The sequence below is a fragment of the Chryseobacterium sp. ERMR1:04 genome (assembly GCF_001297705.1).
In the GTDB taxonomy this organism is placed as follows: Bacteria; Bacteroidota; Bacteroidia; order Flavobacteriales; family Weeksellaceae; genus Chryseobacterium.
The window spans coordinates 644,855-660,248 of the sequence record NZ_LIRF01000008.1 but is presented as its reverse complement, the minus strand read 5'-3'; the positions used below and the strand labels follow the sequence as shown (position 1 = coordinate 660,248).

The window sequence follows — 15,394 nt, the reverse complement described above, 5'->3', positions numbered from 1 at the left end:
CTGATTTTGAAACGCGAAAATAAGTACTTATAACTGTTTTGGGTTGGTCCAGTTTTTAAGTCCTCCATCTGCTTCATCACTAATTTCTTCAGTGGCTTCGTTGGGTTGGGTTGTAATAAATGCATTTCCTGCTAAAGGAACTTCTGTAGATGAAGAATTAAAAGGTTCATTGTTATTTTCTCTGCATGAAAAAGATATTAGCAGTACTGAGTAGCTTAATAAAGCTAATTTTGTTAATTTTTTCATAGTGTGTTTTTTATGTGATTAAATGTAAATATAACAATAATTGGCCTTTTTATTTTGTTTTTAATCGTGTTATTTGTTGTTTTAGCTATTGAATTGGTAAATTGATTTTTTTATATTTAATCATTATCTTGATAAGAACAAATAAATTTCTCTTTATTAAAAAATAGATAAATATTATATTGATATTTTGGGATTAAACAGGCTAAAATAAATTCCAGTGTTTTGCAGGTTAGAAAAAGGAAGGTCTCATATATTTCGAATGATGTGTTTCATTCAGAAAAAAATATTAATTATATTTACATTAAAACACAATTATGCTGATCAAAATTTATGGAAGTGCAATTCATGGAGTTGCAGCTCAGACAATTACTATTGAAGTGAATGTAGATACAGGCGGGGTAGGTTATCATTTGGTAGGCCTTGCCGATAATGCAATTAAAGAAAGCAGTTACCGAATTTCGGCTGCCTTAAAAAACGTTGGTTTCAAGATTCCCGGAAAGAAAATCACCATCAATATGCACTATTAATCTAGTCTATGAATAGAAGAGTATTTGTAACAAAAAATTCCGAAGCTTTAGCTTCGGAACATTAATCTTCAATCTCTTTACCATAATATGGATTGACTGATTGTCTTGATAAAGATTTAAGGGTATCCCTTACATTATAATAAAGATAAACTTCTAACTCATCTTTTTTAGGAAAGATAGTACATAATGCAGAGTCCTTTATATTGTTTTTATTCAATAAAAAAGTGTAACCAGACCCCTCATTATGTTTATCCTTAAATAATCTAAATCCTATATTATTTTTATGAAAATAATTTTGAATATCAGCTAAATTATTAATTCTTTTACTTTCCTTCTTATCATATGTTTTAATAAAATGTCTATAAAGTATTGTATCATTATTTAAAATATATGATTCATATATCCCATTTTTTCTGATATAATTTTTTAAATGTTGAAAATTATATTCGTCGTAAATTGATATTAATATTTTTGCTTTTCCTTGTTCCTTTTTACTAGGTTCTATAGGAGAATAAAGATGGTAGTCTGGATGAAAAGGATTATGAGTAGAGTATTTATGGTACTCTTTTTTTATTGCCTTAGCATCAGGATTTAGAACAATTAATTCTTTCTGTATAATCTTAGTATTTGAATTTTTACAAGCATGTAATACAAGTAAAGAACATAAAGTTAAAAAGATTAGCCTCATTTTATTTGTTTATTGCTTTTTAAGTTTTTCCAGCTCACTGTCTGTATCTATGGAAGATAATGTTTTTTTTTATTTATATTTTTTTAATATTTCTATTAAATCGAAATATATTGTTAATCTAGCATATCTTGTTATTATAATTTTGGTTTTAAAATAATGATTATCTACAAAATAACGATTATCTATAATTTGAAAATGTAACATTATAAGTTATTTTATTGATGTATTATTATGTGCTTTTATTTTTATGAAAAATTATCAATATAATATGCTGTTTTGTAAAATAAAATATTAATTATTTTTACTACAAAACACAAAGTATGCTGATCAAAATTTATGGAAGTGCAATTCATGGAGTTGCAGCTCAGACAATTACTATTGAAGTGAATGTAGATACAGGCGGGGTAGGTTATCATTTGGTAGGCCTTGCCGATAATGCAATTAAAGAAAGCAGTTACCGAATTTCGGCTGCTTTAAAAAACGTTGGTTTCAAGATTCCCGGAAAGAAAATCACCATCAATATGGCACCTGCCGATCTCCGAAAAGAAGGGGCTGCTTACGATCTGAGTATTGCGATTGGAATTTTAGCGGCTTCTGATCAGATTTTAGCTGAAAATATTCAGGATTATATTATTATGGGTGAGCTTTCATTAGATGGAGGTTTACAGCCTATCCGAGGCGTTCTTCCAATTGCGATTCAGGCGAGGGAAGAAGGTTTCAAAGGGATTATTTTACCCAAACAAAATACGCGCGAGGCAGCTATTGTTAATAATCTTGATGTGTATGGCGTTGAAAATATTAAAGAGGTTATTGATTTCTTTAATGAAGGGAAACCTCTTGAAAAAGTAGTTTTAGATACCAGAAAAGAGTTTCAGGATAAAGTGAATTTATTTCCTTTTGATTTTTCAGAAGTAAAAGGACAGGAAACAGCAAAGCGGGCAATGGAAGTGGCTGCTGCGGGAGGTCATAATATTATTTTAATTGGCCCACCGGGAAGCGGAAAAACAATGTTGGCGAAAAGAGTTCCCAGTATTTTACCTCCTTTAACATTAAAAGAAGCCTTAGAAACAACAAAAATTCATTCTGTCGCCGGAAAAATGGGAACAGAAACTTCATTAATGACTGTTCGGCCTTTTAGATCACCCCATCATACGATTTCTGATGTTGTTGTATAGAATGTGGTGTTTGTATATATTTGTAGAAAAACAACTGTATGTTAGCTATTTATGCAAGACTCTCTCAGGACAAAGGGGATAATCTAAGTTCAATAGAGAACCAAATTCATTTTGGAAAAGAGTATGCAAAGAAATTAAATTTAAGTTACAAAATTTATCAAGATGTTGGTGTTTCTGGAACATTACCGATAGAGAAACGTCCTGAACTATTTAGATTAATAGAAGATATTGAAGCAAAAGAAATCACCAATGTTTTTGCTTATGACCAATCAAGAATTGAACGAGACCATATTGTTTGGAATAGTTTATGGTTACTTTTCCAAAAAAATGATACTAAACTCTATTTTCATTCAGGAGGAGAATTCAATTTTGATTCCCCTGACAATTTTCTTGCTTCAAATGTCCTATCCGTTTTTAATTCATTTTTTGTTAAGTTAACAAAGCAAAAGGTTGTAAATGCATTACAAAAGAATGTTGAAAGTGGAAAAGTTCATGCCAGCCCTCCATTTGGTTACACTAAGGACTCTAATAAAAATTTGATTATCAATGAAAAAGAATCGGAAACTGTGAAAAGGATTTATCAAATGTCCTTAGAAGGTAAAGGAACAGATAAAATTGCTGAAATACTAAACTTAGAAGGAGTACTAACAGCTTATAGTAAATTAGAAAAAGGAGGTGTTTACAAAATCAGAGATAGATATTCTAATGTTGTAACTGAAAAGAAAAAGAGTGATGCTAAATGGAGAGGGAGAACCGTACAGGGAATCATTAAAAATACAATTTACAAAGGTCAGAGATTTTGGAAAGGCAATTACTATAAAGTTCCAGCAGTTTTTGAGGATGTTTATTGGCAAAAAGTCAATGAAAATTTACAAAAGAATAGAAACAATACTGGAAAGAAAGTTGAGCATAAATATTTACTAAAAGGTATTATTAAGTGTAGTTGTGGGAGAAATATGTATGGTAGAAGTAGGGTTGATAAAAGAGACCATACTTATATTTGCTCATCACGAAGAATCAAGGGCGAAAACTGTGGAAATAGAGCCATAAATATTGATAAAATTGAAAACATCATTTGGGAGCATTTCTTTATAAAGGATGAGCTTTTAAAGCTTTTAAATGAAGCTTCAAATTCAGGAAATTCGATTTTGGAAAATCTTTTAGTTGAAAGAGAACTTTTGGAAAAAAAGTTAGAAAACAATGAAAAAGGCAAACAAAGCTTAATAAGGTCTGTTATGAATGATGTACTTACTAATGATGAGGTTAAGCCTGAAATAGAAAAGATTAGGAATGAAAATAGCAAAATTAAACTTCAAATTTCAGAAATTGACTTGAGAACATCTAATTTGAAAGATTTTGAAAGCTTAATTATTGAGACGAAGGAAGATTTCAAAAAATATTCTCTGGAGACTGATTTTGAGATTAAAATGAATCTTGTACATAAATATATTGATAAAATAATTGTTGCATACAATGAGACGCCTGAATTCCTTAATTGCTATTCTTTAGAGATTGGGTTTAAGAACGAGATAGTAAAGGAGAAATATATTTTTAGGGTTAAAAATGGTTATCTATTTTCTTTTAGAGACAGAGCAATTAGAAAACTTGTAGGTTCAGAAATACAGTATATTGTAAGTTTTGAAGACATGAACGAACAAAGTCTTCACACTCAAAATGGAATATTATTAAAACCACATTTTGACCATGGACATGGTCTTGAATTTATTAAAAACACATTTATTCCTTATGGTGAAATAAGAAGTTGGACTCTTGAGAAAGTTATAGAGTTTTACGATTTAAATCCTCATTGGCTGTGTAATGATTCTGGACTTAACATCTATGTACTAGATAAGCAAGCCTCACTTTATAATTTGTTTGTAGAAAAATATAAGGGATATAAAAATAAAGGAGCAGAAGAGTGGTTCACTTCTGTATTTGAAGGACATTTGAATGCTGTAAATAGTAGATTTGATAAAAAATGATTTGATTAGATGGCGAAAGAGTTTTTCACATTCTGGATAAGCCTAAAATTCTCATAATATCTTTTAGATTAACTTACAATTAATTAGTAACACGACAAGTTTTGTCGTTGCTCAGGTATATCTTTGTTTCAGTTCTTATAAATCTCTTTGAAATGAAATAAAAAGGGTTATTTTTGCAAGAACTTTAATTATACCAATTTGAAACAGAATTATTAATTGAAACTAGTGAACGATGAAAAAAATTATTATTCCCATCAGCATGTTATGTGCTGGTCTTACTTATGCCCAAAACTCCCCAAGTAACAACGAAAATTATATTGAGACGACCAACTGCCTTGATGCAGATTGTATCAAAAAAGCCGTAACTGTACAGTATTTTGACGGACTTGGAAGACCTAAGCAGGTTATTGGTGTAAAAGCTTCTCCTGCTGGAAAAGATGTTGTTACTCACATTGAGTATGACGGCTTTGGAAGACAGACGAAAGATTTCCTACCCGTTCCACAATCAGTAACTCAAAACGGAGATATTTTCCCAAACCCATTAGGTAATGCTTCAGTAATCTATGGGTCAGAAAAGATTTACTCTGAAAAGAAATTGGAGAACTCACCGTTGGATAGATTGCAGGAACTAACACAAGTAGGGAACGATTGGGCAAACAAACCCGTGAAAATGGATTATGATGCCAATTCGGGAGGTGAGGTTAAAAAATATGTTACCACAACTACATGGGTTAACGGTGCAACTTCTAGTATTTTAAGTCTTGCTACCGATTCCAACTCAGAAAACGGATATTTTAAAGCTGCACAATTATATAAAAATACGGTTACTGATGAAGATGGAGGCAAGACCATTGAATTTAAAAATGGAATGGGTCAGCTACTCATGGTAAGAAAGGTACTCAGTGCCACAGAAAATGCTGATACATATTTTGTATATAATGAATACAACCAAAGAGCTTTTGTACTTCCTCCTTTGGCTTCAACAGCTCCCATTAATGACACTACATTAAATAATCTATGCTATCAATTCAGATATGATGGCAGAGGTAGACTTGTAGAAAAAAAGTTACCGACTAAAGACTGGGAATATTTAGCTTATGATAAGCAAGATAGACTTGTAGCTGCACAGGATGCCAATTTAAAAGTCAAAGGTCAATGGCTGTACACAAAATTTGACCAGTTTGGAAGAGTTGCCATTACTGGAATTGGTACAGGGGGCACGAGAAGTACAGAACAGGACTTGATTGACACTTTAGGTTCTAATAATGTTAACAGAGTAGACACAGCACCTTTCAACAGACAAGGAGTCGATGTGTATTACAATAACCAAGATTCAACGTACCCAAACTCTACGAAATGGGTAACATTATTATCTCTAAACTATTACGACAGGTATCCTGCATACAACTTTAACCCTCCATTTCCGACCACTATTTTCGGGAAAGATATTTTAACAGACGACCCGACCAACCCTGCAACAATCAACCACAGCACAAAAGGACTCCCTGTCATGAGTTTGGTCAAGAACTTAGAAAATGACAGTTGGACAAAAAACTTTACTTATTACGATAACAGAGGAAGAGCAATAGGAAGTTATTCTATCAACCATTTGGGAGGCTATACCAAAACAGAATCGGAATTGGATTTTACAGGAGTGACCCAACAAACTAAAACCTATCATAAAAAGTCAGCATTTGATAATGAGAAAACCATTACTGAAACCTTTGAATATGACCACCAAAACAGACTATTGGTACACAAGCATCAAATAGACAATAACCCTGTTGAAATACTGACTCAAAACAGCTATAATGAACTCTCACAGGTCACAAACAAAAAAGTAGGAGGAACAAGCCTTTCTGCACCTATTCAGAGTATAGATTATTCTTACAATATCAGAGGTTGGCTGACTAAAATCAACCACCCACAAAGTTTAGGCAATAAGATGTTTGGTTATGAGATAAAATATAATAATCCTACGAGCACCTCACTTTCTACAGGCAAATACAATGGCAACATTGCAGAGGTGGACTGGATGGCTTCACAAGACGGAATCCTTAAAAGATACTCTTACCAGTATGACGGTCTAAACAGACTTAAAAATGGGGTTTACTCAGAGCCTAATGCTTCTATTCCTGTAAATAACTATTTCAATGAGACGGTTACCTATGATTTGAATGGAAATATTCAGAATCTGAAAAGAAACAGAGAAGCAGCCAATATAGGAGCTGAATTGATAGACGACCTTAATTACACTTATACTGGAAACAAACCCAATACCATTACTGATGTTTCAGGAAACTATTTTGGATATCCTGAGACTTCGGGAACCCCCATATCTTATGATGATAATGGGAATATGAAAGATTTTGTAGACAAAGGAATACTACAGATTGGCTACAATTCAATGAATCTCCCGAATTATATTAAGTTCAATGAGTACGTGATGCGTGATGACCCGTTTGGATTTGGATTGGAAGCAAAATACAAGAATACAACTTACCTGTATCGTGCCGATGGTACGAAGCTTAAAAAAGTACACAATTACTTTTCAGGTCGTACACAGATGGATGTGAAAAAAACTACGGATTATCTGGATGGGTTCCAATACACGGACAATGTACTACAGTTTGTACCTACCTCTGAGGGGTATTACAATTTTGTAAATAATGGTTATATTTACAACTTTACAGACCATTTGGGAAATATTCGAATGTCTTACTATAAAGATGCTTCGGGAAATGTAGTTGTAGACAGGGCAACAAATTACTATCCTTTCGGACTTGAATTTGGAGCACATGCTACTACAAGTAATACCTCTCCTAACTATCAATACAAGTTTTTAGGTCAGGAATTACAGGAAGAAACAGGATGGTTTGATTTAAATGCAAGATTTTATATGCCTGATGCAGTTATTTTCGGACAACATGACCCACTTTCTGAAAAGACATTACAACCGTATGCATATGGATACAACAATCCTATACGTTTTATTGACCCAATGGGAACCGAAGGCTTAGGTTGGGGATTGAAAGATAATGTTTGGAAATGGGATGCAAATTTAACAGCAGGTAATTATCAACAACAAGGATTTACAGACTATAAAGATGATGGTAGTATAATTAGTAATTCACCGATACAGGGACAAGAAAGTGGGGATACTGGACAAACTTATTTAGGGGCAAACGGACAGGCTACTTATTTGCCTACAAACTCTAATGGCTCTACAGGAATGCTTGGAATGTCGAACTGGTTTAGAGATGCTCTTTCAGCAACAACTTCTGCTTTAGGGAGTATTATTGGAACTACTAATGAAGAGTTTCCTCAAATCACAAATACTGGAGGATTGGCAAGGACTGATTTTGATGCAAGTACTCATAATAAGCTAAGACCAGGTGATAAAACTTTTACTTTAGACTGGGGAAGTTTTGTTGCTCCAAGTACTTTCCCAGCCGATGGCTCTAAGGGTGTAGTAACATGGGCTGGTAGGTTTTATGCTGGGTCGTGGGTAGCAGATAGATTAGCAGATGTGAAAAACACTATGTCTGGAGGAAATAAACCAACTGACACAGCTTATTTCAGAGGTTATACGTTTGATAAAAAAGGGATTCAAGATACTCTATACCAAACACCAGTAAGAAAAGGAGAGTCCTTTGAGCAAGCTTGGTCAAGAGTTTATAAAACAGCAGATTCAACAGCACGTGCAAAATGGTAAAAATATGACGAACAAACTTATTTTATTATATCTTTTTTTGTTTTTTGTTTCTTGCAAAAAGAATGAAGAAACAAAAAATTATAAAGATTTAAATTCCACAGAATATTTTTCAATTGCTACTAATTTGAAAAATTTAAAAAAAATTGAAAAATTGAAAATAAACGATTCCTTATTTAAAATAAAAGGTCAATTTAGTATTTATGAAATAAAAGGTCAAATAAATAAAAATAATAAAAGAATAGGATGGTGGGAAGCCACTGACAATAATACGAAAGAATTAGTAGCAAAATTAGAATATAAATTAATTGATAAGAAAGAATTTGTCAATCAGTATATTTTATTTGAAAATAAAAAAATTGATACTTTAAGCAGTAAATTTTATTCTTTAAAGAAAAAGGTAAATTCTGTAAGTTATAGATTTTATATACCTAATCAACTAAAAAAAATACGCTCTGAAGGAAAACTTAATTATAGATATTCTTTTCAAGGAAAAGAATATAGACATTTAGAATCTAAAGCTGTTAAAAATAAAAACATTTTTGAATGCGAAATTTCTCTACCTAAAAATATTGATGATAATGATTTTATTATTCAAGGAGGTTTCTGGGAGATGTTTCAATTAGAAAATGGTGGTATTGGAGCAAATGATATTTATGTATTAGATACTATACAAGGTAATACAAAAAAGTAAAATGAACTATGAAAGAACTAATTGAAAAAATCAAAACAGAATTTGAAACATTTGCAACGGATGCTAATCTACAATCAGAAAAAGGAAACAAGACGGCTGGAATGAGAGCCAGAAAATCAGCATTGGAACTTAGTAAACTGTTCAAAGAGTTTAGAAAAGTCTCTGTTGAAGAAGCCAAAAAGTAAAACAAAACCTTTATCAAATTTGGTAAAGGTTTTTTGTTGCTGTCAACAGAAAAAAAGAGGTAGAAATAGATAGTTTTTCAGCCAAAAATAACACAAAATATCAATCTGCCTTTTGTAATGAGAAGTATAATGAATATCAGCAACTTAAATAAGAAACAAGTCTGTTAAGTCGTTACGAATATGCTAATATCAAAATTTCCTATAAAAATGAGAAAATTAATTTTTTCAGAAACACTGTACAAGCTCTATGTCTGTTTCTCTATTGATTTAAAAGCTTTACATAATCATAGTAAACATCAAGCTAAAAAAGTGTAAAATTTCCCCTCAAATATCACTAAAAAATATATAAACTTCCAATATACCATTTGTTTTTAATAAAGTGCTGAAATTCAGTTATTTGATATGCGAAACATCAAAGATAATGTCTTACGAGGGTAAACATAGGAAAACTTCTCCCATTTTGAGAGAAGTTTTTTATTGCAGTTAATACAATATAGGTTTATCCTTGTTTCTGGATTTATAAAGAATTTTGTTCTGTAACAGTTACTTTATAATTTGGAATAGTCTGAATTTCTTTAAACCATTTATCATATCTACGATTTAAAGGAACCATTTTTATAAAACCTTCCATTTTACAATTGGTTAGCTCTTCAAATCTTTTTTCTAGAGTATCCCCCAAAGATTCCCCTATAAGTTCCTTTAGATGTGGATTTATAAAGTAAGTCATGCTAAATCTGCCTAACTCATCACAGTTCAAATCAATCTTTGCAAAAGCTGTTATAAATTCCTCATATTTAAAGCTGTTTCCTAAGTTTTGGTTTTCAGTATGATTGCATTCAATTCTGGTTCTTAAATCCTCGACCTCGAAAAAGCTTTGAATTTCTATTAAAAAAGCCTTTAATCTATCGTAATACTCCTTCGTTGTTTGGTTTGATTTTTGAGCCTCTAAATTGGTGAATTTAGTAAGTTTTGAATTATGGTAGCTATCATCAAGAAAATGAGCAAACAATACTGGATTCAAATCGGGTATTCTTTCCTTCATTTCTAGAAACTCAGAAACTACAAGTTTCTCAATATATTTACCCGTTGAAAATCCACATTTTGCAAGTGCTGTTTGGTTTTCCAGAATTTCAATATGAGTTGGATAAACTCTGTTACTGGTTATATTTCCCTTTTTATCAATTCCTTTCCAAGCTAAAAAATCTAATACAACCTTTTGAAAAGGTACAGAGTTAATATAGTTATAACGTGGAATAGTAACAATATCCCTTGCGTACTCATCTATTGGAAATAACCAATTGTGAAGTTTATCGTAAACATTACCGATTACCTTGACTTTTAAATTAATAATCCAAGTCATTACTCATTATTTTGTCATATATTTCTGCTTGTCTCGAGTCTTTGGGTCTTGGATGCCTTGACCTCAAATCATCATCTAAGTATTTTTCATAATTTTCAACGGTACGTCTTCTACTTTCGATTTTTCTTTGAAGTATTTGGTCCATGTAATCAGAAAAATCATAGTTAGTTCTATCTTCTGAATTTCTATACTTAAAACCATCAATAATTCCTTTTATATAACCTGTTGAATAATCAGCTTTCTCATTATAATTTGGAAGAGGTATATTACTATCGTAAGGTGCTCTTCGTTGGCAATAACTTCCTTTTTTATAACACAAGGCATCTCCAAAACCCTCTTTGTAAGCAGAATTATAATCATTTTGAGAGAATAAAAAGGAGGAAAACGTGATAAATGAAAGTAATAATAACTTTTTCATATTCAGTGATTTTAAATTATTATTCTTTGTCTAAAGTAATGTTGTTAATTCCGTTTATCCACTGTATTTTAGTAGCACTAATCTTTTTAAATTTATAAGAGCCACTGGAAGCACCTGCTGTAATAACAAAGTTATAATCAGTATCTGTTATTGTCTCATCAACCTTTGCTGTTTGCCCTGCTGATTTTGCCTGTTCTAATACAGTTTTGTAGCTGGTGTAAGGAGTTACCAGTATAAAATCATCATCCTCAAAAATAAAATAACTTGTGGAAGTACCAGAAATCTTATAACTTCCTATTATCCAATTAGGCACGTGGAAGTATTGGGTATTTACAGGGTTGGTTTGCTGAACAGTATTGTCATCATCATTATTGGAACACCCAATGAAAGACATCCCAATAAAAAGTGTAAATAAAATCTTTTTCATCTTGTTTGGATTTTAGTTTCCTACACTTTGCATAATATTTTGCATTTTTGAAGACTCCATAAAGGTTGTCCCAGCCTGTTTGTACACCATTCGTTTACCACAAACTTCTAAGGCATAAGACCCACTTCCCATACCTTTAACTTTGTCAATAATCTTAATGTTTTCAACAGGACAGCCCTGTTCAACCGATACGATTTTAATTAGTTTACTTTCAGTTGTTCCTGTTGTTCCTCTGGAAATAGCTCCACATGAAGTGATAACGAATGCAGTTGTAACTGCAAGAAATAAATGTTTCATATAAATTGAATTTTATTGTTCATAATCTAAAGTATAAACAACAAAAAAGTGAGGCACTTGTCCATGTTAGCAATACAAGCTCGGCAAAGCTCTGACACATAACAGGAAAGCCCTCACCATTATATGGCAAGGAGCTAAACTGTTTGCATTTTGTGTCAAATTTGAATTTTGCCGATTCGTATTACACTTGCAAAAGTTTTCTCTTTTTTTCGTTGAAGTTGGACAAAGATATTAATTCAACCTGAATGTTTAAAATCTATTTCTTGTAAAATAGCCTTTTGTACTGTTTCAGAATGATAAACACCTTTATTGTTCAGTAACATGCATTATTCCAACTTAATTTGTGGGCAACTCCCGAACCTTGAAATAAATGCATCTTTCATCTTTAACTTTGAGACTTCAATATTTTCCTCTTGTACAGCAATGCAGTCATGTATGGTAAAGGTTGGAATCTTTTTCTTTATTAAGCCTCTTGCAACCTTATCAACAATGAGTTCAGCCTCTAAATCGAATAGCTCATGAGAAATGATTTTGTGATTCCCTTTTTTCTTTTCTCTTATTAAATCATATAGGATTGGGAATTCTGATTTAAAAACTTCCTGCTCTTCTATGTAACGGTTGTTTTGAGCATAAAGCATTGAAATAAAAAGGCTTTTTGTTAATGCTCTGTCTTGCTCAGGTAAATAATTGTAAACCTCATTAAATAGTCTTTGATAGTCTGTTGCCCATTCTATTAAAGTGGATTTCCCCTTGAAAAGGTCAATAAAATAATCATATATAACTCCCTTAGTGGTGAGTGTGTTAAATTTGTGAATCTCTTTATTCATAAGGGTTTTGAGGATTCTGGTCGAGATATAGTAAGAGGGAGGCTTTATCTCAGGGCTTAACTGATTTACTGAGTTTAAACCATTAAATGTTTCAGTATAATGTGTAACCAAATGGGAATTAGTATGTAATCCCTTAGTTTGATTGTAACTATTGGGATAAATGCTACTTGGGGTTTCCCTTTCACTTTTTGATTTCCAGCCATTGTGATTCCAGTTCCCCTTTTGTGAATTGTTAAGAAAAGGGGAATAAAATTTTTTATTAGAATTCTGAAAGTGGTTACAACTATCCTGAAACAAACTTTTAGGTTTATCTAAAAAAAAGTATTTGTTAGAAACTTGCTGGACTAATCTCCCGTTTGTAACCTGTAACATTGGTTTAGCTACCAACAAAGTTCCATATCTTTCTACGAGGAACTGTTCTAACCATTGGTTCGGAAGATAACCTTTAGTTGTGTATGAAATAGTATTTAATTTATATTTAGCCTCAAATGCTGGGCAATTTTTCAGCCTTTCAATCCTATGTGAGTCTAAAACAGCCGTTTTCTGTAAATACTGTGATAATAAATAAGGAAACATATTTTTTACATCTAACTGCTGTAACTTTTTACCTTCATAAAATAGTAAACTTCGTGTGGTTTTATTTAATATAGTCAATGGAGAATAGAATCTACCAGATGGTTTCTTTTCAAATTGTTTATGTTCTCTATTAAATTTATGTTGACCATTAAAAAACTTTACCAATTGTTTTAATGCTCCATGATATGCAGAATATTTTCTCCAATCAATTTTTATATCTGAATCAAGAGGAAATTTCACTTTTTCCAAATACTTACAAAACAACAATTCCTCTGCCAGATTAAAATCGATTGAGAATTTAGTCCTATCAAAAAGCTTGTATAAAATTTTCTCAAAATTTTTCACATAAGCATTATCGAATTTTTTCTCAAAATTGACTGGTTTTAAGTTGCTTACCTCTATTAGTTTTAACCTTTGATAAGAATGAGACTTGGTAAAGCCGTACCCAAAATGTTCACCTCTTATTTCATTATTAAATGGGCTTCTTTTTGAGAGAATGTTTAGTTTGAATAGGAAATCGTAATATATTCTATAATTATTTCCACAACATTTTTTTAAATCATTACTGTGTATATTTCTTTTTTTAGATGTGTAATACCTATTTTTATCAGTATTATAGGTGACTGTTTTGGTTGCAATTAAGTTTATAAGAGATAATAATTTATTAAATTCTATCTCAGTATTTTCAGAAACTACCGAATTAGCCAACTCCTCAATATTAATACTTGCGGGAATTAAAAGCATTAACTCATAATTAGATAATGCCTTAGGTGATGTGTTTTCAATCATTAATTTTTATTTAAAATCTTTTTTACTTTTTGTACAGTCCCCAGACTAACATTACACAGTTTAGCTGTATTTCTTAAAGATTGTCCTTTCCTTAGGTATTTGACAACATCTTTATATTTATCCAAAACCTCTTCGTCTGTTTCTTTCGAGCCTAATTCGCGACCTTTGTAAACTCCCTTTGCTTTTGCTAATGCAATTCCCTCTCTCTGTCTTTCTAATAGCGTATTCCGTTCCATTTCAGCGATGTTTCCCATAACCGATATAATCAATTTAAAAGCAGAATTAGGCTTATTATTGACTAAACTTTTTAATCCAAGATTATCAACTTCTAAAACAATTTTCTTTTCATTTAGAAGCTCTAAAGTGGTTAAAATATCAAATAGATTTCTTCCCAATCGGTCTATGGAATGCACACTTATATAGTCTATTAAGCCATCTTCTATGTCTTCGAGCATTTTTTTTCCCTCTGGTCTTTGGCTGAATGGCGTAGCCCCACTAATGGTGTCAATGTAGAGTTTTTCATCGGGGTGGTTCTTTTGTAACTGTCTTTGTGAGTTTTGATTTCCTGTGGAAATCCTTACATATCTTGCTTTCATTTGATTAAGGTTTAAAGCACCCTGATAACAGGGTGCAAGGTTGTTGTTAATTCCTAAAATAGTACCCGTTTGAGGTTGAATAATCATACATTAGATGTCTTGCTGTAGAAGTCCAGTCAATGTAAATGTATGAGGGTAAATTTTCGGGAATGCTACCATCTTGTTCTAACATTTCCTGAACGAAATTTTCATCTGAATCAAATTTACCATAATAAGAATCTGAAAGACTCTCCAAAAGGTCTTCCACCTCCTTATGGTAGTAGCTCATGCACTCCGCATAAGCTTCTATAACCTCGAAATCATAGTCTGAACTGTCGATTTGTTCGGCTACCTCGTAAATGTCCTTTGAAATATAGCTTTCACTTATTAAGCCTTGATTGATAAAGAATTCTGGGGTTTCATAATCCTGAAACATAAATTCGGGGTCTTCTTCATCAGAGTGCAATTCATACATTGCAGTAATTAATTCGTCATAATCTGAATAATCCGAAAGATTTAGCCATTTTCCGTACAAACTTGAATTGTTGTACTTGCGATACGTTCCCACATAAATGCAGGCACTTTGAAGACAATGTTGTAACTTTGCCATAGTCGATAATTTTAGTAACGTTAAAATTTATTGATTTGCCTTGTTGTGTACCACCACACCAAGGCTTTTTTATTAATTCAAATATACACATTTTTTTTAAATGCACCAAATTTAGGATAGGTCTTTTTGGTATATTTTAAAACTTTTATAACATCTTTTGAACAAACCTTTTCTGTGTCACGTTTAGACTTTAGTCTAAAAATGTTACGAGACAAAAAATAAAAATTTCAAATAGTTTATAAATATGACTTTTTATAAAACTCACAACAAAAATCTGAATTTAAAAGTGGGGGTATATCAAAAAGC

13 protein-coding genes and 2 pseudogenes are annotated in these 15,394 nt (G+C 31.8%); 6 read left to right on the top strand and 9 right to left on the bottom strand.

All coding sequences use genetic code 11. The annotated features are described in order from the left end of the window. Positions 1 to 27: 27 nt before the first annotated feature. A complete protein-coding gene (locus AMQ68_RS25730) occupies positions 28 to 246 on the bottom strand; it encodes a hypothetical protein (RefSeq protein ID WP_241775185.1) in 219 nt (72 codons plus the stop codon). Positions 247 to 560: 314 nt separating this feature from the next. Here AMQ68_RS25730 and AMQ68_RS20185 point away from each other — a divergent pair. Continuing rightward, positions 561 to 764 (top strand): annotated as a pseudogene (locus AMQ68_RS20185) (magnesium chelatase domain-containing protein); the annotation flags it as partial. A 70-nt stretch (positions 765 to 834) separates the two neighbouring features. On the opposite strand, the gene AMQ68_RS20180 reads toward AMQ68_RS20185, so the two are convergent. Then, positions 835 to 1,461, bottom strand: a complete 627-nt coding sequence (locus AMQ68_RS20180; RefSeq protein ID WP_054512389.1) for a hypothetical protein — start codon at positions 1,459 to 1,461, stop codon at positions 835 to 837. Positions 1,462 to 1,781: 320 nt separating this feature from the next. Here AMQ68_RS20180 and AMQ68_RS20175 point away from each other — a divergent pair. The 5 genes and pseudogenes from AMQ68_RS20175 to AMQ68_RS20155 all read left to right on the top strand — a co-directional run. Continuing rightward, positions 1,782 to 2,627: pseudogene (locus AMQ68_RS20175) on the top strand (YifB family Mg chelatase-like AAA ATPase); the annotation flags it as partial. 47 nt (positions 2,628 to 2,674) lie between these two features. Beyond that, a complete protein-coding gene (locus AMQ68_RS20170; protein WP_054512388.1) occupies positions 2,675 to 4,618 on the top strand; it encodes a recombinase family protein in 1,944 nt (647 codons plus the stop codon). A 232-nt stretch (positions 4,619 to 4,850) separates the two neighbouring features. After that, positions 4,851 to 8,333 carry a DUF6443 domain-containing protein gene (locus AMQ68_RS20165; RefSeq protein WP_054512387.1) on the top strand — a complete coding sequence of 1,161 codons (3,483 nt, stop codon included), beginning with the start codon at positions 4,851 to 4,853 and terminating at the stop codon, positions 8,331 to 8,333. A 4-nt stretch (positions 8,334 to 8,337) separates the two neighbouring features. Next, a complete protein-coding gene (locus tag AMQ68_RS20160) occupies positions 8,338 to 9,024 on the top strand; it encodes a hypothetical protein (RefSeq protein ID WP_054512386.1) in 687 nt (228 codons plus the stop codon). Between the two features lie 8 nt (positions 9,025 to 9,032). After that, the gene (locus AMQ68_RS20155) at positions 9,033 to 9,209 is read left to right on the top strand and encodes a histone H1 (protein WP_054512385.1); all 177 of its coding nucleotides are present in this window, start codon (positions 9,033 to 9,035) and stop codon (positions 9,207 to 9,209) included. A gap of 517 nt (positions 9,210 to 9,726) precedes the next feature. Here the strand turns inward: AMQ68_RS20155 and AMQ68_RS20150 are convergent. The 7 genes from AMQ68_RS20150 to AMQ68_RS20120 form a co-directional block, all read right to left on the bottom strand. Further along, a complete protein-coding gene (locus AMQ68_RS20150; RefSeq protein WP_054512384.1) occupies positions 9,727 to 10,569 on the bottom strand; it encodes a hypothetical protein in 843 nt (280 codons plus the stop codon). Next, on the bottom strand, positions 10,553 to 10,987 hold the full coding sequence (locus tag AMQ68_RS20145; protein ID WP_054512383.1) for a hypothetical protein: 435 nt from the start codon (positions 10,985 to 10,987) through the stop codon (positions 10,553 to 10,555). The genes AMQ68_RS20150 and AMQ68_RS20145 overlap by 17 nt, the downstream gene beginning before the upstream one ends. A gap of 19 nt (positions 10,988 to 11,006) precedes the next feature. Beyond that, positions 11,007 to 11,414, bottom strand: coding sequence for a hypothetical protein (locus AMQ68_RS20140; RefSeq protein ID WP_054512382.1), 408 nt, complete (start codon positions 11,412 to 11,414; stop codon positions 11,007 to 11,009). A 12-nt stretch (positions 11,415 to 11,426) separates the two neighbouring features. Continuing rightward, positions 11,427 to 11,711 (bottom strand): hypothetical protein, encoded by a 285-nt coding sequence (locus AMQ68_RS20135; protein ID WP_054512381.1) that lies wholly within the window; start codon positions 11,709 to 11,711, stop codon positions 11,427 to 11,429. Between the two features lie 326 nt (positions 11,712 to 12,037). After that, positions 12,038 to 13,903 carry a hypothetical protein gene (locus AMQ68_RS20130; RefSeq protein WP_054512380.1) on the bottom strand — a complete coding sequence of 622 codons (1,866 nt, stop codon included), beginning with the start codon at positions 13,901 to 13,903 and terminating at the stop codon, positions 12,038 to 12,040. Continuing rightward, entirely contained in the window at positions 13,903 to 14,586 is a 684-nt protein-coding gene (locus AMQ68_RS20125) for a recombinase family protein (RefSeq protein ID WP_241775184.1), read from the bottom strand. The genes AMQ68_RS20130 and AMQ68_RS20125 overlap by 1 nt, the downstream gene beginning before the upstream one ends. Further along, entirely contained in the window at positions 14,546 to 15,088 is a 543-nt protein-coding gene (locus AMQ68_RS20120) for an antirestriction protein ArdA (RefSeq protein ID WP_054512379.1), read from the bottom strand. Before AMQ68_RS20120 ends, AMQ68_RS20125 begins: the two co-directional genes overlap by 41 nt. Positions 15,089 to 15,394: the final 306 nt, after the last annotated feature.

Bases quoted from the DNA above. Each gene is read 5' to 3' on its own strand.
- AMQ68_RS25730 (WP_241775185.1), bottom strand. From the start codon at position 246: ATGAAAAAATTAACAAAATTAGCTTTATTAAGCTACTCAGTACTGCTA.
- AMQ68_RS20180 (WP_054512389.1), bottom strand. From the start codon at position 1,461: ATGAGGCTAATCTTTTTAACTTTATGTTCTTTACTTGTATTACATGCT.
- AMQ68_RS20170 (WP_054512388.1), top strand. From the start codon at position 2,675: ATGTTAGCTATTTATGCAAGACTCTCTCAGGACAAAGGGGATAATCTA.
- AMQ68_RS20165 (WP_054512387.1), top strand. From the start codon at position 4,851: ATGAAAAAAATTATTATTCCCATCAGCATGTTATGTGCTGGTCTTACT.
- AMQ68_RS20160 (WP_054512386.1), top strand. From the start codon at position 8,338: ATGACGAACAAACTTATTTTATTATATCTTTTTTTGTTTTTTGTTTCT.
- AMQ68_RS20155 (WP_054512385.1), top strand. From the start codon at position 9,033: ATGAAAGAACTAATTGAAAAAATCAAAACAGAATTTGAAACATTTGCA.
- AMQ68_RS20150 (WP_054512384.1), bottom strand. From the start codon at position 10,569: ATGACTTGGATTATTAATTTAAAAGTCAAGGTAATCGGTAATGTTTAC.
- AMQ68_RS20145 (WP_054512383.1), bottom strand. From the start codon at position 10,987: ATGAAAAAGTTATTATTACTTTCATTTATCACGTTTTCCTCCTTTTTA.
- AMQ68_RS20140 (WP_054512382.1), bottom strand. From the start codon at position 11,414: ATGAAAAAGATTTTATTTACACTTTTTATTGGGATGTCTTTCATTGGG.
- AMQ68_RS20135 (WP_054512381.1), bottom strand. From the start codon at position 11,711: ATGAAACATTTATTTCTTGCAGTTACAACTGCATTCGTTATCACTTCA.
- AMQ68_RS20130 (WP_054512380.1), bottom strand. From the start codon at position 13,903: ATGATTGAAAACACATCACCTAAGGCATTATCTAATTATGAGTTAATG.
- AMQ68_RS20125 (WP_241775184.1), bottom strand. From the start codon at position 14,586: ATGATTATTCAACCTCAAACGGGTACTATTTTAGGAATTAACAACAAC.
- AMQ68_RS20120 (WP_054512379.1), bottom strand. From the start codon at position 15,088: ATGGCAAAGTTACAACATTGTCTTCAAAGTGCCTGCATTTATGTGGGA.